Source organism: Spirosoma humi, assembly GCF_054776575.1.
On the sequence record NZ_BAAHBR010000015.1, the window covers coordinates 658594 to 680454 of the forward strand.

At 52.2% G+C, this 21861-nt stretch carries 12 protein-coding genes; 5 read left to right on the forward strand and 7 right to left on the reverse strand.

The features are described from left to right. The first annotated feature begins 16 nt into the window (after positions 1 to 16). Positions 17 to 2137: an AAA family ATPase gene (locus ACYU8Y_RS19075; RefSeq protein ID WP_460939661.1), complete on the forward strand. Its 2121-nt coding sequence runs from the start codon at positions 17 to 19 to the stop codon at positions 2135 to 2137. A gap of 20 nt (positions 2138 to 2157) precedes the next feature. Here the strand turns inward: ACYU8Y_RS19075 and ACYU8Y_RS19080 are convergent, their stop codons facing one another. After that, complete coding sequence (locus ACYU8Y_RS19080; RefSeq protein WP_460939662.1) at positions 2158 to 4104, reverse strand: WG repeat-containing protein; 1947 nt, start codon at positions 4102 to 4104, stop codon at positions 2158 to 2160. Positions 4105 to 4282: 178 nt separating this feature from the next. Between ACYU8Y_RS19080 and ACYU8Y_RS19085 the strand changes: the two genes are divergently transcribed. The 3 genes from ACYU8Y_RS19085 to ACYU8Y_RS19095 are packed head-to-tail and all read left to right on the forward strand — an operon-like array spanning position 4283 to position 6854. Continuing rightward, positions 4283 to 5038: a hypothetical protein gene (locus ACYU8Y_RS19085; protein WP_460939664.1), complete on the forward strand. Its 756-nt coding sequence runs from the start codon at positions 4283 to 4285 to the stop codon at positions 5036 to 5038. A gap of 11 nt (positions 5039 to 5049) precedes the next feature. Further along, on the forward strand, positions 5050 to 6042 hold the full coding sequence (locus ACYU8Y_RS19090) for a vWA domain-containing protein (RefSeq protein ID WP_460939666.1): 993 nt from the start codon (positions 5050 to 5052) through the stop codon (positions 6040 to 6042). Next, on the forward strand, positions 6039 to 6854 hold the full coding sequence (locus ACYU8Y_RS19095; RefSeq protein ID WP_460939668.1) for a hypothetical protein: 816 nt from the start codon (positions 6039 to 6041) through the stop codon (positions 6852 to 6854). Before ACYU8Y_RS19090 ends, ACYU8Y_RS19095 begins: the two co-directional genes overlap by 4 nt. Positions 6855 to 6996: 142 nt before the next feature. Here ACYU8Y_RS19095 and ACYU8Y_RS19100 read toward each other — a convergent pair whose 3' ends face one another. The 3 genes from ACYU8Y_RS19100 to ACYU8Y_RS19110 all read right to left on the reverse strand — a co-directional run bounded on the left by ACYU8Y_RS19100 (position 6997) and on the right by ACYU8Y_RS19110 (position 19092). Then, on the reverse strand, positions 6997 to 15048 hold the full coding sequence (locus ACYU8Y_RS19100; RefSeq protein ID WP_460939670.1) for an Ig-like domain-containing protein: 8052 nt from the start codon (positions 15046 to 15048) through the stop codon (positions 6997 to 6999). Between the two features lie 2032 nt (positions 15049 to 17080). Further along, on the reverse strand, positions 17081 to 17599 hold the full coding sequence (locus ACYU8Y_RS19105) for a hypothetical protein (RefSeq protein ID WP_460939671.1): 519 nt from the start codon (positions 17597 to 17599) through the stop codon (positions 17081 to 17083). 497 nt (positions 17600 to 18096) lie between these two features. Then, on the reverse strand, positions 18097 to 19092 hold the full coding sequence (locus ACYU8Y_RS19110; RefSeq protein WP_460939672.1) for a M48 family metallopeptidase: 996 nt from the start codon (positions 19090 to 19092) through the stop codon (positions 18097 to 18099). A gap of 1056 nt (positions 19093 to 20148) precedes the next feature. Between ACYU8Y_RS19110 and ACYU8Y_RS19115 the strand changes: the two genes are divergently transcribed. Then, positions 20149 to 20541, forward strand: coding sequence for a hypothetical protein (locus tag ACYU8Y_RS19115; RefSeq protein WP_460939673.1), 393 nt, complete (start codon positions 20149 to 20151; stop codon positions 20539 to 20541). 61 nt (positions 20542 to 20602) lie between these two features. Here the strand turns inward: ACYU8Y_RS19115 and ACYU8Y_RS19120 are convergent, their stop codons facing one another. The 3 genes from ACYU8Y_RS19120 to ACYU8Y_RS19130 form a co-directional block, all read right to left on the reverse strand. Then, entirely contained in the window at positions 20603 to 21076 is a 474-nt protein-coding gene (locus tag ACYU8Y_RS19120; RefSeq protein WP_460939674.1) for a hypothetical protein, read from the reverse strand. Positions 21077 to 21241: 165 nt separating this feature from the next. Beyond that, the gene (locus ACYU8Y_RS19125) at positions 21242 to 21526 is read right to left on the reverse strand and encodes a hypothetical protein (RefSeq protein WP_460939675.1); all 285 of its coding nucleotides are present in this window, start codon (positions 21524 to 21526) and stop codon (positions 21242 to 21244) included. A 29-nt stretch (positions 21527 to 21555) separates the two neighbouring features. After that, positions 21556 to 21861 (reverse strand): hypothetical protein, encoded by a 306-nt coding sequence (locus ACYU8Y_RS19130; RefSeq protein WP_460939676.1) that lies wholly within the window; start codon positions 21859 to 21861, stop codon positions 21556 to 21558.

The following is a 21861-nucleotide window of genomic DNA, read 5'->3' on the forward strand; positions in this document are numbered from 1 at the left end:
TTTAATCAGTTAAGTAATGCCCTTTAGATTGACGTCGTTCCGGGTCACCAAGTTCAGGTCGATTGACGATTCAGGTGAGTTAAACGTAAACGAGTACCTGTGCCTGGTAGGAACCAATGAGTCGGGTAAGACGAACCTGCTGGCGGCCTTGCACAAACTGAATCCGGCCGATAGCGCGCTTATCGATCCGTTAACGGATTACCCCCGTAAGCACTACCTAACTTACGAGACCGATGCGGCCAACGAACCATTCATTCGGGCAACGTTTGCGCTGGATACCACGAGTCGGGAGCAACTGGCATCATTTCTGGGGGCTGGCTATCCAACGGAGCTGTTGGCAAGAGTCGTCGTAGCGCGCTATTACAGCGGCTTATACGCTATAAACTTCCCGGCTTCGTTTCTGGAGCAGTACCCGAACAGATACATTCATGCCCTGCTAAGCACTTTTTGGGAAAATTATTTAGCCAGTGAGCTGATCAACAGAGATAAAGAAGAAAATACGCAGGATTTACGGGAATTTATCGATCGATTGCTAACGCTTTTGCCGGAATCCGGTAGCCTGGGCGAATACGATGTCTATAACCTTGTCGCTCAGATCGACGAATTTATTACGGTCAAGTATTCCCGGCGGCAACCGTTCCGAGTTTTTGTCGACGAGCAGTTAAAAACGCCCCTCGAAACCATTGCCCGGCTGCTGGCCAATAAGCGCATCGTGCTTTCCGTCGAACAGCAACGACTATTTCTTGAGCAACTACCCCGTTTTGTTTACTATTCGGAGTACAGCAACCTGGACGCGGAGATCTACCTGCCCCACGTGATTCAGAACAGCACCCGCCAGGATCTCAGTTTCAGGGAACAGGCCAAAGTGCGTACGTTGTCTATACTGTTCGATTTTGTTCGCCTTAAACCGGAAGAAATTCTGGAACTGGGATCGGAAGTACGTCATACAAAGATCCTTACCCGCGATTCGTACGGGCAAATTGAGCGCACAGAAATCGAAACCGCACCGGAAAGCAGCGTCGATCAGGAACGGACCAATAAAAAGAAACGAGAGGTTATTCTTCAAACGGCTTCGGCTCAGCTCACAAAGGCTTTTCAGGACTGGTGGCGTCAGGGCAAGTACCGCTTTCGGTTCCAGGCCGATGGAAATCATTTTCGAATCTGGGTTAGCGATGAAAAACGGGCAGAAGAAATCGAACTGGATGGCCGCAGCAAAGGACTTCAATGGTTCTTCAGCTTTTTTTTGACTTTCCGGGCCGAGCAGTTGACCGGTCATGCGAATTGTCTTTTACTGCTCGACGAACCCGGTCTTTCCCTGCACCCCCTTGCTCAGCAGGACCTGTTAACGTTCCTTCGGTCGCTCGCCCAAACGAACCAACTCATCTACACAACGCACTCGCCCTTCATGATTGGTAGCCAGGCAACCGACAACCTGAACATGATGTCTATTGGGCCGGATGGTAACTCGCTTGTTTCGAATGATTATCGGGCTTCGACGCCAGATGCGACCGCGTCTTTTTACCCGATCCGGGCGGCCCTGAACCTGCGTGCGTCAGATCACTTGATGACCGGGCGATCCCTGGTGCTGGTCAATGCCGTTTCGAGCCAGATTTATTTACAACTGATCCAGTCCTATTTGCTCCAGACGGGTAAGCATCCCCTCATAAAAGATCTTTTGTTTATACCAACGACTTCTCTGGCCGATATAGAACCCTTGTCGCGTGTGTTGTTCCAACGGGAGGGTTCGCGGCCGTATGTGTTGCTCGATGGAGTGGAGAAGGAACACGCGCTGGCCAGCCACCTACAGCAAACCGTGTATAAGGACTGTCCCGCACGCGTCATTACGCTGAGTGAGTCCCAGGCAATGGAAGATTTACTACCCGCGACTGAACTGGCCCGGCAGTTTTCCCGGCTGTATCGCGGTCTGCAAACAGATGATTTTGATTATATTCTGCAATCCAATCAGCCAATTATGGGTCAAATAAAGTCGTTCGCTGAAGCGAATGCGTACGTTTTGGCCGAGGACTGGCGGTTAACCCTGGCGCAACGCACAGCGAAACTATTCGACACGATAGCTACCTGTCTTCAACCGGAAACCGTTCAGTCATGGGCTGCCTTGTTTAAGAAACTGGCTTGATGGCCAACCAGGCTTCGTTTTTACGGGTCCCAGTAAACGAAGCCCGTCTGATCCATGTAGACCAGTTGGTTCTTCTTTCGGACCAGCGCCAGCCCTTTGCGAAAACGATACGCGTGCTCTAACCCGAAGGCAATTTTTTGGTCACCCTTCTGGTTTATATAGCCCCATTTATCGCCCAGTTGAACCGCGGCCAGCCCTTCCGAAAAGTTATCCGCATTCGTAAACTGGAACGGAATGACCGTCTGCCCCTGCCTGTCGATATACCCGAACAGACTTCCTTTTTTTACCAGCACCAGATTTTCCCTGAAGGGCAAAACCACATTGTACGCGATCTCATCAAACTCGTAGGGAATGGCAAGAGCGCCAGTCCGGTCGACAAAGCCAACTTTTCGACCTTTCTTTACCGGGGCCAGCCCTTCGGCGAAACTACCCGCCATGTCGAACTGGTGCGGAATCGCGAGGGCTCCGTGCTGATCGATAAACCCGAACTGCCCGTCCTTTTCTGCTGCAGCCAACCCTTCCGAAAAGTTATCCGCGAAGGGTAGTTCGCAGGCTATCGGCAGCCTACCATCGACATCGACGAATCCAACCTTGCCGCCCAGTTTAACCCTGGCCAATGCCTCGACAAAGCTCCCGGCCGACTCAAATTGCAAGGGAATGACAACCTGCCTCTGTTTATCGATAAAGCCATAGGCATTGTTCTGCCGGACCAGGGCGCGTTCTGCGGCAAACGGGGCGGCTTCCTCATACACGCAGGGGACGATCGGTTGACCTTGGGGATCGATAAACCCATACTTTCCCCGTTGTCGGACCAACGCCAGCCCCGCGCTGAACTCCCGGACTTCATCAAACTGACACTCAATAACCAATTGGCCATCCAGGTTGCAAAACCCCCATTTACTCTGTTTGCGGACGGGGGCCAGCCCTTCCGTAAACAACCCGACCTGTTCCCAATCGCCGGGCCCGATGGGTTCGCCCGCCTGGTTGATAAAGCCCCACTGTTTTTTCTGGAGATACGGTATCGGCGTATCGGGCAACAGCGTGGCGGCAACTGTATTCGTAGCCGATTTTGATGTAGGCAACAGCTCAATAAGACCTAAAATCGGTTTGGGCGGACAGTGAATTGCATGTTCTAACAGGCTTGCCCGGGCCGATACGGCAGCGGACGACAACTGTCGAAACAAAGTCCACTGGTCTGTTTTAAACGGGTCGCTTAGGAGTTCAGGCGTAAGCAGTAACGTATCGGTATTGGCGTACAAGGTGGGGGCGATGCGTAAGGCATGAAGTTCCAGCGAGAGACCCAATAAACTAAAATCATCCAGATGGCGGTCAAACTGCTTAGGCGTGCGGGCCGGGTGCCGATACGGTAAGGTGCCGATTTCGGTAGCCTCCTGACCCGCCAGCGCCGGCACAAAACAACCATCGTAATCGATGAGAACCAATTGGCCATCGGGCCGGATCAGGATATTGTCTGCTTTCAAGTCACCGTGGGCTATTGGCTGGTCGAGGAGCCAGCGACCCAGTTCATCGAAACGGTGAGCCAGTTGAGCGAGCTGTTGAGGCTGCTGGTTACGGCAACAGTGGGCCACATACTGGCTTACCGTTTGCCCATCCACCCAGGGCATCACCATCACATCGAATTCATGCTCCTGGCCGAAACGGGTGTCGACCCAGATTTCATTCGGATAAACGGTGAACGGCAATAAATAATCCGACGGGTTTTCGCTCAGGTAGCTGGCAATGGCCCGAAGTCGCTCACGACGCCCGGCCACGTCTCTCAAAAAACAACGCAACGCTACCGGCTGGCCCGTTCGGGTATCCTGCATCCGAAAGACGACGGCAAAATTCCCGCTGCTGAAATACAACTGCCCGTCTGACTTCCGAACTGGAATCAGGTGATTCAGCCGATGTAAGGTTTCAGTTGAGAGTTCAATAGATTGTATATATTCGCTAATCGAAGGAAACATGCGAGCGTGGCACGCCATGAACAGGCAGGCCCAGTGACTAAATTGAGGAACCGGCTTAAGTTGATCAAAAAGTTACAGTAAAGCAACCAGTACCCCTCACTTTTTAACCAAATCATATGCGTGTAAACCGAACTGCTGAAACGTTGGTAATGGTCCAATCTATTTATCGCTGGAATCGATGAACGCTCCGTCAATCCCCCCTTCGCTTGTCGTTCACCCCGCCAAAGCTGATTTGCTGGCCCAGATTCGGGCGCTGGAAACTCAGATTGCGTTGCTGGAGGAAGAAAAAGCCGCCTGCCAGTACCAAATTGATCAGTACTACCGACTATTCCGGCTTCACCTCGGCGACCTGCTCACCAAGACACTTGACCTTCAATGGAAATTATCACTCCAGCGAGCTGCGCAGACCGGTCGGCGGAGCGATGCCGAAGAAGCCCAAACCTGGCGGGATCGGTTTGAGAAAACCAATCGGGCTGTGCGGGAAGCCGTGGCCCACAAACCCACTAACCTCGACGAAATGGCGGAACGTGAACTCCGCCGACTTTATCGGCAAGCCGTGACGCTGGCCCACCCCGACCGCCATATCAATGACCCCGATCGCCTGGCACAGGCCAACGAGTACATGGTTCGGCTCAACGACGCCTACCAGCGCCGGGACCTGAAAACTGTCCGCGCGTTGGTGCAGGATCTCCATGACGGGCGACTGTTCATAGCCAAACCCGAAACGACCCAGGATCTGGAAGCGCTTCAACAAGGGTATCAGCGGCTCATGGATCGCCGGCAGACGCTACAGACCGAGATCACCAAGTTTAAAGCCGACGAGGGATACCAGTTGCTGGCCAGCCAGGCAGACTTGATGACGCACTTTTCAGCTTTGCGCGAACGGATGCAGCAACAAATAATTCATCTTCTGCAACAGCTTACAGACGCGTAACAATCAACACCATGACCCACTTACAGCCCCTTCCTTCCTACGCCTTATCCGTCGCCGATTTGCAGAAAGCGTTGCAGGACGTCCTGCAACGACCCATTAAAGACCGCCCCTACTCGGCCCAGATCATGCGACAAACGCCCACCGCCTTTGTCTTCCTGATCGATCAATCGGGGTCGATGGATGAACGGACGACCTACCGGGGTCAGTCGCTTTCCAAAGCTGAGGCCGTCGCGCAGATCATCAACCAAACCCTGCTGGAATTGGTACTTCGCTGCCAGAAAGGCGACGAAATCCGGCATTACTACGACATTGCGCTGATTGGCTACGGCGGTTTCAGCGATGAAAAAGCGAAGCTGCTCTGGTCGGGTGCCATGTCGGGAAAGACGTTTCTCAGTCCGGCCGAATTAGCCGAAGCGGCCATCCGGGTGGAAGAGATCACCACGCAGCGCACCATTCGGGGCCGGGTTATTCCCTTTACGGAAAAACGGCCCGTTTGGATACAGGCGATTCACCGCTATCGGACGCCCATGAAAAGTGCAGTTTGTCTGGCCGAGTCGCTGGTGGAACAGTGGCTGGCCGCCCAGGCGGGTAAAGACGTTTATCCGCCAACCGTCATCAACATCACCGACGGCGTGGCGACCGATGCGACCACCGAGGAGTTGCTGGCCTGCTGCAACCGGCTGAAAAGCCTGCACACCATGGACGGCCACGTGCTTTTGATGAACATTCACGTATCGGACGAGCAGGGGAAAACAATTCTCTTTCCCTCGAAAGCGGACGAACTGGGGGCCGATCCCTACGCACGGCTGCTCTACGATATGTCGAGCGATATGCCTGCCTCCTACCACGCTGATATCGCCAATCTATTTGGGCTCGACCAGCGAACGGCGTACGTGGGCATGTGCAGCAATGCCGACATGGATGCCCTGGTTAAGTTTATGAATATCGGTACACCGACCCAACACAACCAGCATTTTGCGGCTACCCTTCAGCCTGATTTATGAAAAGCCATCAGCAGTCGGTTGGAAAAGAAGCGCCGGTACATGCCGACAATGAAGATGCCTGGCGATCCGATAGCGAAGCGGGTGTATGGGCCGTTGCCGACGGCGCTGGTGGAACAGGTATTTATGCCGGCGAGTGGGCACAACATCTGGTCCGGCAAGTGCCGGATTCGCCCTTCCAGGGAATCGACGGCCTGGCTCACTGGCTCGATGCCCACTGGGGCTCCTTTTTCGATACGTACCAGCCGCTGGCGCAGCGCCATTACCTGATTGACCGCAAGTTTATGGGCGAAGGTTCCAGCGCAACACTGGCCACGCTGCATCGGCAGGCAGACAAGCTTCACTGGATGGTCTACGGCGACGCGGTGGCGCTTTGTTTCCGGCCAGCAACGGGTGAGTTAGGGGCTGCTAATGCAGACATACGCCAATTTGAAGCCGCCCCCGATCTGCTCAACTGGCTTCGTCCGCCCGCTGCCGACGGCTTTCGATCCGGTATCTGGCAGCATCAGTCCGGCCAGCAGTATGCGTTGCTATCAGATGCTTTGGGCCAGTATGTACTGATGGCCTATGCGACTTTACACGGTGATCCGGAAGCCGTACAATTCGTAGCACAACAACCGACAGCCCTGGGGAACCGGGCTCAGGCTCACCTGAATTATTGGGCCGAAAAACGCCCGCTTTTCGAGAAATCAGTCTGGAATCCCCTTCGAACGGCGCTGACCTCCCCCACCCGGTTCCTGGCTTACACGCAAAAACTTCGGGACCAGCAGTTGGTAGGCGCGGATGACTACACAGCTATACTCATTGGCGATTGATTCCGTTTTCGTCCTTTGTATCTCTCTACTAACACATAATGCCAGGTTATTAGCCTGGCATTATGCATTCGAAATGATCCATATCGCCTTAAACGTAGCTCCCTACAAGCCGAAAGGCGACGATAGGCACTACCGTAACCGCCTATAGTTTAAGGACTTTACGCACCGTTGATCGATCCCCGACGGTAATATACAGCAGATACGTACCCGCTGGCTCCTTGTTGAGATCCAATATCGTCTGTCGTTTTTTCGTTGTTACCTGCTCCGTGACATGGCCGCTCGGACTAACCAGTCGAAGTTCGGCTGGCTTGCTCTGCAGCGGCAAGTCGATATCGACCGTCACGGCCCCTTCCGTCGGTACCGGATACACTTTCACCGAGTTAACAAACGGATCTTCTTCCGCCGTCAGAATATCGACGCGCACCGTTATGGTGTCAACTCCTTCAATTTTACCAGTACCACAGCCATTGGCAATCGATAACATCGTGTAGGTTGTCGTCGTGGCTGGCGTAAGCGTTGCCGAGTACACACCCGTCGTGGACCCGAAGGCCTTAACTTCCGTTCCCGCCGAATACGTTCCGGTCCAGGGGCCTTCCCCACCTAAGTTAAAGACGAGTACGACACTTTCACCCTTGTAAATGGCCTTTTTACTAGCCGTAAAGCCAGCAGTTGGTAAGGCCCGAACGGTCAGTACGGTTGGGCTAATCGTACCGATGATCGGATACGGCGCGTTGGATGCCACGACCCGAACATAATACTGTCCCGGAGCGATTGTAGCCGGAACGGTAGTGGTAATGAAAGGACCCTGGACGACCCCGTTTGAAATCGGGATGTATTTTCGACTAGCCGAATCCCCGACCGTACTGGCAATTTCGACCGTAAAGGCATTGCCCGTCACGAATTCGCCCGTGGTTGAGAAAGGTACGGTAAAGGCCGTACCCGTACAGACCGATGCTGGTGCAACAGGGCTGGTTGTAAGCGTTGGCACTTTCACCGTTACCGTGGCCGCTCCGCTGGAAGGCCCAACGCCACAAGCGTTCGAAATACCTAATAAGGTATAGGTTGTTGTGGCAGCCGGCGTAACGGAAATCTGCTTCGTGGTTATCGGCGAGGTGGTCGACGTTTCGGCGAGCCCAGACGTCCCGTCAGACAAAGTATAGCTGTATGGGCCCGCCCCGGTCAACGTAAGTGTCAGCAGCGCCGGACTACCCAGATACACCGACGCATTCCCCTCTAATTTAGCGGTGGCCTGCGCATTCACCGCCACTTTTATTTCGGCAGGGCGACTTTCACAGCCGAGCGCGCTCGTCTGGGTAACAAAATAGCTGCTCCCGGCAGTTACGGCCAGAGTAGACGGAACGGGGGCATTCGCACTAATTACCCCGGTCGGATCTGTCCATTTCAAGTTGCTGCCCGTGGCCTGCAAGGGAGACGCCACCGAATTCTGACAGAGCGCAACGACGGGTACGACCGTTGGCAAGGGCGTTACGTTGACCGTGTAAGTCAACGTAGCTTTAGGACTGGTACAGCCATTGAGCGTCTGCGTGACTTTATACGTATAGGTCTGTGCAACGTCTACTTTCGTTACGGGCGTTGGGGCAGCGATCAGGTTATCGTTTACATCATACCACTCCAAAGCCGTACCCGTAGCCGTCAACGGCTGTGCCACCGCATCCTGGCAACCCGTCAGATTTGCCACGATTGGCGCGGCAGGGAGTGCATTGACCACAACCTGTACCTGCGCCCGGGCTCCTTCACACGAATTGACCGTTTGACTAACGTAATAAATGAACGTTCCGGGCTGAACAGTCGATTGAAGAACGGCACTACCCAGGCTGGCGGTTGTTGTTGGATCGCTATACCATTTCAGGTTTTCTCCGGCGGCCTGCACAGGGAAAGACGGGCCATTCTGACAGGCGGGCGCAATGGCGGCAACGACCGGCGCGGCTGGTGCCGGTGTGACGGTAACCAGCACTACATTTCGACTACTTTCGCATCCATTCGCATCAGTCTGGCTGACATAGTACGGCGTTGATCCGGGGCTGGTACTAACGGGCGTAGGAGCTACGGGCGAAGCGACGCCACCGGCGGCCGTTGTATACCAATTCAACGACACGCCACCGGTCAGGGTCGCCGTCAACGCTGTAGTCGGGCTGCCCTGACAATACGTAACGGGTACTGTCGACGGAACCACAGGCGGAGTGTTCACGGTGACCGTGACAACCGAGCGGACACTTTCGCACCCATTCGCGTCGATCTGACTGACGTAATACGGTGTTGATCCAGGGCTGCTGGTCGATGGCACTGGCGCCACGGTTGACCCACTACCACCCGTTGGTACGCTGTACCAGTTCAGAACGCCAGCCGTTGGCGTAGCTGTCAGCGGAACAGCGACAGCACCCTGACAATAAGCCACGGATGCCGTAGCGAATGGGGCGGCTGGTGCCGCCTTGATATCTGCCGTCAGGCTAACCCTCCCACTCTCACAACCATCGAGAACCTGACTGACGTAATACGTAACCACGCCAACCGTGTTAACTGGCGGAACCGGTGGTGTTGGCGATGGTGTTCCACCCGTCTGCGCGGTGTACCAGTTCAGTGAACCGCCGTCCGGTGCTACAGCCGACAACGCCGTCGCCGTACCACCCTGGCAATAGATTGGAGCCGCACCGACCGTTGGTACAGATGGTGTACGTTTTATGATGACAACGATCGGCACCCGTGGGCTTTCACAATCGGTTACACTCTGGCTGACATAGAATGTTGTAAGGCCCGGCGTATCCGTTGCCGGAATCGGCGCAAAAGGCGAAGGGCTTCCGCCAGTCGGTACCGTATACCAGTTCAACGTACCGCCCGGACTGAAGCCCGCGGTCAATGGTGTAGCGACAGTGCCCTGACAGAACGTCACGCTGCTGGCCGCAACAGTCGGTGCCGCCGGTAACGCTTTAATGGTCACCGTAATGCTGGCTTGAGGGCCTTCACAGCCGTTCACACTCTGGCTCACGGCATACGTCAACACACCCACGGTCGCCGTTGAGGGAATGGGCGCAACTTGTCCCAGCGGACTCAACACGCCCCCCTGATTGATATACCAGTTTAACGTTCCGCCACTGGCCGGAATGGCCGACAGCGCCGTAGCCACGCTATTCTGACAGAAGCTTGGTGCATTGTTGGTTACCGTTGGTGCTACGGGTAAGGGTTTAATGGTTACGTCCAGATTGACCCTTGGGCTTTCGCAGCCACTCACACTCTGGCTTACGAAATACGATGTCGTTCCTACTGTAGAAGTGGACAGGGCTGGGGGGAACGGACTGGCCGTACCGCCTGTGGCTGCCGTGTACCAGTTTAAGCTCCCTCCCGGACTGGTACTGGCTGTCAGGACCGGTGGGGCCACATTCTGGCACAGGCTCAACGAGGTTACACCCGGAGCCGATGGTGTAGCGGTAATAGTCACCGTGATGCTGGCCCGGTCGCTTTCGCAACCATTGGCATCGGTCTGGCTTACATAGTATACCGTTGGCCCTGGCGTGGTTGTCGACGGAGTCGGAGTGGGTATCGGGGTGGCAGTGGTCGGATCACTGTACCATTTCAACGTTCCTGTTCCTGTGGCGGTTAACGCCGGTGCCGTCGTATTCTGGCAATAGGTCAGCGACGAAACGACCGTTGGCTTAGGCAACCGTGGACTAATCGTCACGGTAATCGATGTTTTGGGGCCTTCGCAGTTATTCACGCTCTGGCTCACGTAGTACGTAATCGTGCCCACAGTCGATGTTGAAGGGGTCGGCGCGGCCTGGCCCAGCGGAATCACGACGCCCCCCTGGTTGATATACCAGTTTAGCGTGACACCCGTAGCCGACAAAGGATTAGCCACCGCGTTCTGGCAGTAGCTAAATGAGGTAACGTTTGCTACTGGAGCCGTGGGTAAGGGTTTAATGGTCACATCCAGGCCCGCCCGGTCCCCTTCGCAGCCACTCACTCGCTGGCTTACATAATAGGTAACCGTGCCCACAGTTGAGGTGGATGGTCTGGGCGCTATTGTACTGCCCGTTCCTCCCGTAACACTGGTGTACCAGGTCAAAATACCGCCATTATCCGGCGTAGCCGTTAGCGCAGATGGCGCTGTATTCTGGCACAAACTCAATGAGGTTACACCCGGAGCGGCTGGCGTAGCAGTAATGTTTACCGTAATACTGGCCCGGTCGCTTTCACATGTTTTGCCATCGGTTTGACTGACGTAGTATACCGTTGGGACTGGCAGGGTAGTCGAAGGCGTCGGGGTTGGTATCGGGGTGCCACCTGTAGCAGTTGTATACCAGTTCAGGGTATTCCCAGAAACGCCCGTTGCGGTCAACGCCGGTGCCGTTGTGTTCTGGCAGTAAGTAAGCGATGAAACGACTGTGGGTTTGGCGGGACGTGGGTTGATGGTTACGGCAATTGAGGACCGGGGTCCTTCGCAATTATTGACCGTCTGACTCACATAGTAGTACGTAGTAGGTGGCTGGCTGCTGCTCGTCTGTGGAATCAGCGCCGTTAACGAAGCCGTACCACCGGTTTGTGTCGTATACCAGTTCAAACTGCCACCAGTGGTTGCCGTAGCCGACAACGGAGCTGCGGTAGCATCCTGACAATACGTTACAGGTATTGAACTCACCGTAGGCGCTACAGGAAGTGCCTTAATCGTGACGGCAATTGACGCTTGTGCACTCTCACAACCCTCCAGCGTCTGACTCACGTAATAGGGAACAGCCGTACCAATAACGGCCGTTGTTGGCGTTGGAGCGGTTGACGTCGGGGTTCCCGCTGCATTGGTTCCATACCAGTTATGGATGGTGCCTGCATCGAAGGTAGCCGTCAGGGGCGTTACCTGATTGGAACAGAAGCTAACAGGTGCCGTGCCCGGTGGAGCGGGTTTTGGCTTGACCCGAACCGAAATGGATGCCCGATCACTTTCGCATCCATTGGCATCGGTCTGAGTAACATAATAAACAGTCGTACCTGAAGCGGACGTGGGTGGCGTTGGCGCCGTTGCTGACGAAGCCCCCCCCGTCGGGCTATCATACCATTTCAAGGTGTTACCCGAAACGCCCGTAGCCGTTAAGGGGGTGGGTGTTGATAACTGACAGACCGGGAGTGATGAGGTAACCGTTGGCGCTACTGGTTTTGGGATGACCACTACATTCAACGTAGCTTTCGGACCTTCACAACCATCAACGATCTGGCTAACCGAATAAGAGGTCGGTCCAACCGCGTTGGTCGACGGCGTTACTGACGTAGAGACTTGACCATTAGGGCTATACCATTTTAAGGTTCCAGTCGCGATGGCCGTTAGCGGGGTCGGCACCGAACTCTGACAAAGATTCTGGGTATTGAAGGTTATGGTCGGTGCAGCAGGCAACGGTTTAACCGTTACAGGAATCGCACTCCGATCGCTCTCGCAATTGTTAATCGTCTGGCTTACATAATAATTGGTTGTTCCTACGGCCGTGGTCGAGAGCGTCGGTGCAACCGTTGAGCCGGTGCCACCATTTTGAGCGGTATACCATTTCAGGTTAGTCCCCGAGGTCACCGCCGTTCCCAAAGCAACAGGGGTTGCATTCTGACACAGGGTGATAGAGGTCACCGTTGGCGCGGTCGGTTTTGGATTCACAATTACGGTAATAAACGCCCGACTGCTGCTTTCACAACCGTTACCATCCGTCTGGCTGACGTAGTAACGAGTAGAGCCGGGCGGATCGGTTGTTGGGACAGTGAACCCTGAACCCGTTGAGGCTGTACCACCGGTTTCGCTCGTACCATACCAGCTAAGTGTGTTGCCCGTAATGGGCGTCGCGGTTAAGGAAGTGGGCGTCTCAAACTGGCAATACGTTACGGGCTGAGTACTCACCGTTGGAGCAGCCGGTCTTGACACAGTCGTTACCGTGACGCTGGCCTTGGCGCTTTCGCAACCGTTATTATCCGTCTGGGTCACGTAATACGTAACGGCAGGGCCCGCGAGGGCTGTAGACGGCGTGACCGGGCTAGGCAACAGCGTACCCGAAGCGGAGTACCATTTCAGATTTTGGCCGGTCGCCGTCAAGGGCGGGGCCGTTGCATTCTGGCAATAGAGGAGCGTGGTGGGTGTGGGTACCGGAGCCGCCGGGAGCGGGTTCACGGTGAACGTAATCGCCGAGCGGTCGCTTTCGCAGCCACTACCGCTCGTCTGACTCACATAGTAGGTAGATGACCCCACGGCCGTGGTCGACAGCGTGGGCGCGACCGTCGAGCCAGTGCCACCCGTTTGAGCGCTATACCATTTTAATGTACCGGTAGACGTGACGGATTGTGCCAGCGGGGCGGGCACGCTGTTTAGGCAGGCGCTGGCGGGTTTTGTAACAGGGGCCGTGGGCTTGGGATAGATCGTAACGCTGATCGGCGCTCGTAGGCTCTCACAGCCGACAGGATCTTTCTGGCTCACATAGTAGGTAAACAAACCGTCCGTGTTCGTTGATGGCGTTGGGGCTATTGTAGAAGCGGTTCCGCCCGTTGCATTCGTGCCATACCAACTGAGGGTATTGTTGGTCGATGCGGTGGCACTCAAAGGAGTGGCAACGGTAAACTGACAGTAAGTAATGGGCGTGGTTACGGCGGGCTGGGCAGGCAGCGCATTGATGACAACGCTGATGGTGGCTCGTTGTTGACTTTCGCAACCGTTGAGCGTCTGGCTGACAAAATAGTTGTTGCTCTGACTGGTCGACGGAGTCAGTGTCGCGTAAGGTGTCCCACCCGTGGCAACCATATAATAGGTCAGGGTAGCGCTGGCTACAGGGGTAGCGGTTAAGGGCACCGCTGTCGAGTTTTGACAGTATGTCAGCGAACTCGGATTCACCGTCGGAGCCGCAGGATAGGCATTTACCGTGTAGGTAATCACCGCCCGATCACTCTCACACCCGTTGCTATTGACCTGACTAACGTAGTAAGTCGTTGAGCCGGTGCTACCGGTTGGGGGTGTTGGCGCCACCGTGGAGGCCACTCCACCCGATTGAGCAGTGTACCAGCGCAGATTTGTTCCGGATGTAACACCCGTTGCTAGTGAAACAGGCGTCGTGTTCTGGCAAACACCCACAGGTTTTGTCGTTGGAGCCGCCGGTTTTGTATTGACCGTCACTGGAATGGTTGCTGTTGTACTCGTACAGCCACTAAGTGTTTGGCTAACCGAATAGAAGATAGTACCGGGTGCGCTGGTGAGAGGTGTGGGGGCCGTACTGCCCAGCGAATTATTGGATGGAGGTGGTCCATACCAGTTCAGGCTAGCGCCCGAAACAGGCGTGGCCGAGAGCGGGGTCGCCGTTTGATCCTGGCAATACGGAGCTGGAGTCGTTACGGCAGGGGCTGCCGGACGGGGTTTGATAGTGACGGTGATGGCCGCCCGATCGCTTTCGCAGCCATTGCCATCGATTTGACTAACGTAATAGGTAACGGGGTTCAGAGACGCTGTAGAGGGCGTTGGCGCCGTTGTGGAACCGTTGCCACCCGTTTGAGCGGCATACCATCTCAAGTTACTGCCCGAAGTTACCGATGAAGCCAGTGAAGGCGCAGTCGAATTCTGGCAATATGACACCGACGAAACGACCGTTGGTTTGGCCGGTAAGGGATTGATAGTTACGACAAGCGTAGCCCGGCTACTTTCGCAGCCAGCAGTACTGGTCTGACTCACGTAGTAGTTGGTCGTGCCGGTCGCTGACGTGGGGGGCGTTGGCGCGGTGGTGCTGCCGGTGCCTCCTGTACTGACGCTATACCATTTGAGGTTTTGCCCACTGGCCGTCAAGGGGGGAACACCCGTCGTGCCTAGGCAGTAGGACAATGGGGATACCACCGGTGCGGCAGGCCTTGCAGTAACGGTAAACGGATTGCTGGGCGGACTATTTACCTCACCGATAAAGGCAATGGATGATACCCGACGAATAAAAACGGTATAAGAGCTGGTGAGCCGATCGACGGGAATGGTTCCGGATACCGATCCACTTCCGCCATTGGCCGATGCCTGACCAATGAAAACATTGCTCGTGTTAGGTCCATTCAGATATACGTAGGCAGTGCCTGGCTCAAGGAATGAATACGTGTAATTCACGGTGATGACCGAACCGGCACAGACCGGATTGGGGGTAACCGAGGTGATGTTAACTTGTTGGGCCCGTGCCGCCTGCCAACACAGCATTGACACGAACAATGCACCTATACATGCACGTAAAGATAAAGTCATAAAATATTGAGTTGATTTTGCGTGTATGACGCGGTACACTACGAGTTATGGCTGGAGGATTCCTGCATAATTATTCCCATAGAGATAAAAAACCAAGCAGTTTCAAACAGTCGGTAGGGATAATTTGTTGAGGGCACCAGGCGTTGGACTCGTTTACTCAGCCACGCTCAGAGAACCTACCGAAGCCGTGGTAAACCCGGCTGAGGGCTCCCCGGATGAATCACGGGAAATGTCGAAGGCCAAGTTCCAGATGAACGAGGGAACGGCTAGTTCTTCACTGTCACGAGACGAGGTTCGTTCGCGTATACGGGTCCAGTACTAACGTATGGGCCTAAAAGATGGGCTAATTAAATAGGCTATTGACAGTCAGCATTTTACCTGAGCTATCCACACGCCATTTTGAGCGATTCGCTCGCTTTAGCTATCGATTTAACTGGGCTGAGGGTATATACTTGTTCGGCAGATGACCTGTCTCTTTTACTGCGCGCTCCTCTTTACCTGTGTATGTATTTATCGTTAACGATGACAACCTGTGAGCAACAAAATGGGCAACGATGTTACCGAATAAAATATTTACCACTTAAAATGACATATATAATAGAAATAATTAAACATTCTCACTACCTGATCCATATTATACGTACATCCATTTTCACTCAGCATACATGAATCATTTGTCTCTTCCCAACCCCTTTTCTGCTCGTGATGGGTTCTCCACTCCTGGCCAGATCCTTTCCACTCACTGGCTTCGCTACCCTTGCGCAGGCCGAGTCTATCTGCCTTCGTCCAGACGCGCGGCTGGCGGCACCTTAAAACGATAAACGGGATTACTCATGGCCAGTCTTAGCGAGTAAGCAACCAGGCGTCTGATCTTAGCTCGAAAGGGCTTGCCCCTATCCCCCGACGATAAGTCTACCTGTTGACATAGCATAACCTCATTAGCCTACACAACGAAGTGAAAGACCATAGACAACTGTTAAATAGTCGAATTGAGAGCCTGAATGAATTGATACGGCGTATGTCGAGCGGCATTACGGTTAGCCAATCAAACGAATTGGCTAACCGTAATGCCGACAGAATACTTGAATCCCGGAAGCGACTTGTCGAATTAACGACTTATTATTCCAGCATATACGGGTGAGGAAGTTATCACCATCAAACCAGCTGTCCCGTTTTCTTATCTGTGCGGGCGGGTCTTTTTATACCGGCGATTTACTCTTTCGGTTTGTCGAGCGAAACCACACTCCTTACTACATGTCCGTCAAGCTGACCTGTGCAGGGAGATCTAGCATAATCCAGGAGCGAGTCCAGGACACAGGATTATTGGTGGATTCAACAGCGCTTAGCTCTGCTTCTGAAAGACTCGAAGGCGGTAAACATACCATCTGTAAACATAGCTTTACTGGCTGGCGTGAGCGAAACAACCGCCTTCATTAGTCATCCGCGTTCGGATCGAAAAGTTGAAACAGTCGATAACCGATTGCGAAATAGTAGATTATACAGGTATTAATGAAGGTACGCATAACTTTGATTGACGTATATACGTCTGAAGTAGAACAAGTATGTAGCCCGCTCAGCGGAGCGAAACTGGCTACAAACAGGAATTAAAGAAGTGCATGTGAATGGCGGGATATATTGATGTCCAGTGAAGATCAAAAATCAGACAATAGTAAACTAATAGTTAATAAATTACATAAATATTTACTTGATGGTATACTCTTGTAAAATGGAGATTAGCGCAAACAAAAACCCCTACGCGTTAGGTCGGAGAACCACTACGTAGGGGAAGCGCGGACAAGGTTACCAGCCAAGCCCACCGGGGGCAAAGGTATGATAGATGAGACGTTAAACAACGCCCAACTACCTTGAAAAAAGCCATACCAAAACAAAAGGCTCAAGCATAAACGCCCACTTTGTTCGGATTTACACGCAGCAGTGAAGTCAAACGGCTGAATAGCTAGCACATAGGCTATTGATGAAACAATACTCAACGATCTCGACGATACCAGAGTTTAATACTATAACTGATTGTGTCGATTGACCCATCAGCAAAACGTAACACAGATTTTTGGGGAAATTTATCGGTCACCAATCGATCACTACTGGCTCTGTAAATTAGTTTGTGAGGTAGAGGGTTGTTTACAGCTAAGGTTATTATTGAATCGGCTATCACCCATTGACCACTATCAACCTGAATAGTTGAGATGTCACGCAAACCACCGTTTTTAAAATAAGTTTCGCTAAAACTGTCCTCATTGTCAAAGGAAAGGGAGTACACGTTGAACTCTTGAGCAAGTGTCCCATTAACGTAAACGGTATCCGTGGAGCTTACCCTGTACTCGGTATGTGTTTTTGTTACAAACCAGCTTGGTAACTTATAAATCTCATGGCTTTCCATAATCCATTTCCCGAGTATGGGATTGGGTGGCTCCAAAGGAGTTAGCTTCTGACAGCAAAGTAGGCTACTAATCACTAAAAGTATTGATACACAGGATGTAAAGCTCATAGCTAAGAGTAGAGATATAAAAATTACTTAACAGAGCCAATCCTACTATCGAATTAATCAGGTACTATTCAACAAGGAATGGGGTAGATTATTGGCCTTCTCTAACTAGATGAAGTATAGGGTTAACTCCTCTACTTTCTCCAGTAAAAGCGCGTTCATCTTCATGGCATCAATACCTTGCTCTATCACTGGCTGACAACCTCAACCAAGAAGCAACTCAGAGAGGTGCTAACAGTGGTTAACTTCATTGTTAAGGCCTCGACCAGTGTAAGCAGATTGAGGAGGTTAAACGGCTTATGACTCAGGTGTATAAGAATGGTTAGGCCAGAGCAAATACAGCTCTGTAAGCGAGAAGGCTTTCCTGAAGCAGTGGTCTGAGCAACAACAAGGAAATAGCAATGGCACGTTAGTTTATATAGTGAAGAGCCTGATTGGCAGACCAGGCTCTTTTGTTTCACAATCTGGCTTTGGACTTGCTACTGATTGGCGGATCAAGATTACTTCTTGCCAAAACCACCAAACCCTTTCAGGCCCGATGACAGCGACGTACCAAGGGCCGATGCAGCCGCAGCCGCTTTCTGAGACGCCGTAGGTTCGGCAGGGGCATCGGGATCGGCCAGTAGTGTCGGGGTGGGCTGGTCACCGCGCTTCAGGTAATTGCCCGTCAAGATATCCTTGTACTGCTCCGACTCCGACCAGGCCATAATTTCTTTCACCCGCAGCACCGTATACGGATGCGTTTGACGAAGCATCGACTGTACCTTGATGAGTTTAGCCATCCAGTTGTCATCGACATACTCCTCAAATTCATCGGCCTGCTGCTTGATGGCGTCAACACTAACGGGATCGCTTAGGGTTTTAGAATAGCCCGCAATTTTGCTCAAGGCTTCGCTGACAGCGCCTACATCCTGAGTGGTCAGCAGGGCGGCCCGGTCGGCAGAGAACTCGGCCCGGCGGCTCCATTCGAGCAGCGCCAGTTGCACGCTTATGTCGAGAGCGCTGTTGAAGGGAGCGGGAATCATGCTCATCAGGGAGGAGCCGAAATACCGCAGAAAATACGTGAACGTATTGTAAAACATGTGGTCGCATTTGACATGCCCCAGTTCATGACCAATAATAGCTAAGGCCTCTCGTTCGGAGAGAATATCCAGCAGGCCTGAGTTAATGTTGATGCTGTAGCGGTCGATACCGCTGGCGAAAGCGTTAATTTCATCGATGGTTTCGACGTAGAGATCGGGCAATTTGGGTACGTCGAGTACACGCGCCATTTTGGTGTAGGCCCGATAGAGTGACGGATACTGGGTTTCGCTGACACGTACACAGGATGAACTGTTGTAATAATGCTGAGCGTGTTCAAAGTAGCCGTTGATGGTGCCAATAATGGACTTGAATTTGTCAATACCTTTCAGAATGTTACCGGCGTCTCGGTCCAAAGAATGTTGAAAGGCGTGGTGGGAAAGCTGAGGAAATTCGATCAGGTCTTCTCGTAACATGATGAGCTAGTTTAGGAGTTGATTTGTGCTAAACTACAGTTGATCTTCAATAAACCTACGTTTACTTTATCGATCAGCATTTTTTCTATGTTAAAGGTAAGAGTTCCCCCAGACTAGCTAGCTTCCAATAGAGATGTGTACCTACCTTCTACCCAGGAAAAGGTAGTAAGTCCAGTCCACCTTATATAATGTACCTGGCAGGACTGCGAGCCACTCACCCTACGAAGGCATACCGGCATCAGCCCTGTTGATCTGGCTGATGACATATAATCAAGATCTTATCTGTAGATGTCCATATGCTCTTCAGGTGTTGGCTTCTTGGTAGGTCTGTCGGGCAGACCTGCTTCAAGTACCTCGTGGACAATCAACAAAAGGGAGGTCCATATGAAGTCGTAAATACGTGTAAACATATAAACATAGACCTTGAAACAAATAATGGGTCACAACTCACTTGATCACATTGTCGCAATTCTTATCAACCGTAAATCCATTCCGTTGGGAAACTACGCTTTATTTTAGTTAGCTTTTCAATTAGTGGGACAGCACTTATTTTTTAAGAAGCACGCGAACCAATGAACAGCCTGGCCCTGTCAGGAACTCAGTTCTTTACAGATCCTATGTGAGTGTATTACTACCAAGTTTTCCGAACATATAGTATTACATAATCTACGTTCTTCGCATCACACTGAGTGCCTTCCAGCACGAAGCGCCGGGCAGTAATAATGTAAGGCTCATCATCTAGCAGCAACTCATCACCCATGGATGGAGCCGGGCTCGTATTTAGGTGGAATAGCTCTTCAGCCGTTCCAGCCAGAAACACGTTGATGATGTTTTGATAAATATTAGAATGTGGCGTATTACCAGTGAGAACACATCCACAATGTTTATTTATGGACACAAACGAAAAAATTGATGATGATTATGCGTTACAACCGATACAGCGATCCCAAAGTGGCCATGCGCTACCTGTGGAGCCTGGGGATGTTGGTAGACATCCAGCTTGAAGTAGAATATAATTGAGAAAGACTATATAACTGTACTACCCACGAATTGACTATGATAAAAATTAAGAAGGAAAAAATGAATCGTGAATTTACCAAATACCACATCAAAGGCTTACCCTTCGACCTAGTGATTCACCACTTTAAATCAGTTGCCGGAGAGAATGCCCATGATCATCCGTTCGCGTTCCAGAGTATTATCCTGTATGGTGGCTACACAGAACGGATCTACACGCCAACCGGTGAGTCTCACGATGTATTCCGCGCCCCTGGCACTACCCACCTCGTACAAGCTGACTGTATCCATGAGTTGATCGATCTGCCCAAAGGTGAATGCTGGACCGCTATTCTGCCACAGGCCAAGACAAGAGAGCCAGGGTTCTGGAAATTTGATGAGAAAGGACCCTGGTTTCGCCAATGGAACAAACGCTGGAGTAGAGTTAAGTAAGCGCCCGATCTAATGCAAAAGCCCGGTCGTCATATGGCCGGGCACTTGCGTAAATATAAACTTACACAAGTGCATACAGCACCAGCACAAGGATCAACGCTACACCAAAAACAACGAGCAAGGCCCTCTTTTTAAAGCGGTCTGTCTTTAAGTCCAGTAGTTTGAGAAATTTGTAAGCCGATTTTAGTCCCTTCCGCTTATAGATGCCAACTGCCTCTACGGGGACGTTTTGCCTGGCGTGGTCAGCCCGTCCCGACTCGTAATCGACGTAAAACTTCTCTTTCCTATCGCCGAACGTGAGCGCATCAAGCTGGCTTTGATCTTCTTGCTGCTGGAAGGATCGTTCCTCGGCATTCCACTTATGGCCACAAACTAAACACTGCCGGTCCCGGTTATCGCTGGCAAATAAGTCAGTCAACACCTCATCCTCCTTTTCTCGGGTTAGGCTTATGCTTTCAAGAGTGATAGGTTGTTTAGTGCCAAACTCGGCTACCTGATCAGACTCGCACTTGGGGCACCTTATTAGATCATTCATTATACTAAGCTGGTTGGTCTACTTTAACAATTCAGCTCTGACGATTGAGTTTATAAGCTTCACTCAGGCATTGACTGAAGAAGATAAAGAGGAGGCAACTTCTGCCCGGCTGGAAAGGGAATTGAGATGATGTTATAGAACTTGAATTGATACCCTATCATTGCGCTAGGGCATCAATTCGATACTAGCCTCAAGTTGCTTCTTCAGTTTATCTAGCACGCTGATATTACCCTGTGAGAACTCCACTAAGCTGGATTGGGCATACAGGTTAAGTAAATTCCAGGAGGTAACGTAAGGTGCCGGGTCATTGGTTAATTCAATTACCGCCCAGGCTTTAGATTTGAATGACTCGAATGCGGTAGCAATATCATCAGTGGGTGTGAGCCCAGAAAAGACTTCACCCGCCAGCATGAGTGTTGCAATGGGCGACTCAAAGTAACTTCTTGGCATACAAGGCATTACACCCACAACGACTATACTTAGTGATTGGTTGAGGAGGTCGACGTACTGCGACTAGTCTTGGCCTTTCTCATCTCACGGCTACTACCCGTTGTGCTCTTTGAATTACCAGGCAGTGCAGATCCTGAGCCTTTGCGACTGTCACCGCTGGTGGACTTGCTGACAGAACCGCCAGACACAGTAGGGCCTGTAGAGCCATTTTGAGCGGGCGTTGACCCCGACGTACCATTGCCGGTATTGCTGCTGCCTGATGCCGTCGATTGAGCTTGCAAACGAAAGCTGATCAGGCTCAGCAGTAAAGCGCTACTTAATATTATCTTTTTCAT

What these genes read in the sequence shown, in the direction of transcription:
- ACYU8Y_RS19130 (WP_460939676.1), bottom strand. Translation starts at nt 21,861, where the DNA reads ATGAAAAAGATAATATTAAGTAGCGCTTTACTGCTGAGCCTGATCAGC.
- ACYU8Y_RS19080 (WP_460939662.1), bottom strand. Translation starts at nt 4,104, where the DNA reads ATGTTTCCTTCGATTAGCGAATATATACAATCTATTGAACTCTCAACT.
- ACYU8Y_RS19110 (WP_460939672.1), bottom strand. Translation starts at nt 19,092, where the DNA reads ATGTTACGAGAAGACCTGATCGAATTTCCTCAGCTTTCCCACCACGCC.
- ACYU8Y_RS19120 (WP_460939674.1), bottom strand. Translation starts at nt 21,076, where the DNA reads ATGAATGATCTAATAAGGTGCCCCAAGTGCGAGTCTGATCAGGTAGCC.
- ACYU8Y_RS19100 (WP_460939670.1), bottom strand. Translation starts at nt 15,048, where the DNA reads ATGCTGTGTTGGCAGGCGGCACGGGCCCAACAAGTTAACATCACCTCG.
- ACYU8Y_RS19090 (WP_460939666.1), top strand. Translation starts at nt 5,050, where the DNA reads ATGACCCACTTACAGCCCCTTCCTTCCTACGCCTTATCCGTCGCCGAT.
- ACYU8Y_RS19085 (WP_460939664.1), top strand. Translation starts at nt 4,283, where the DNA reads ATGAACGCTCCGTCAATCCCCCCTTCGCTTGTCGTTCACCCCGCCAAA.
- ACYU8Y_RS19095 (WP_460939668.1), top strand. Translation starts at nt 6,039, where the DNA reads ATGAAAAGCCATCAGCAGTCGGTTGGAAAAGAAGCGCCGGTACATGCC.
- ACYU8Y_RS19105 (WP_460939671.1), bottom strand. Translation starts at nt 17,599, where the DNA reads ATGAGCTTTACATCCTGTGTATCAATACTTTTAGTGATTAGTAGCCTA.
- ACYU8Y_RS19075 (WP_460939661.1), top strand. Translation starts at nt 17, where the DNA reads ATGCCCTTTAGATTGACGTCGTTCCGGGTCACCAAGTTCAGGTCGATT.
- ACYU8Y_RS19115 (WP_460939673.1), top strand. Translation starts at nt 20,149, where the DNA reads ATGATAAAAATTAAGAAGGAAAAAATGAATCGTGAATTTACCAAATAC.
- ACYU8Y_RS19125 (WP_460939675.1), bottom strand. Translation starts at nt 21,526, where the DNA reads ATGCCAAGAAGTTACTTTGAGTCGCCCATTGCAACACTCATGCTGGCG.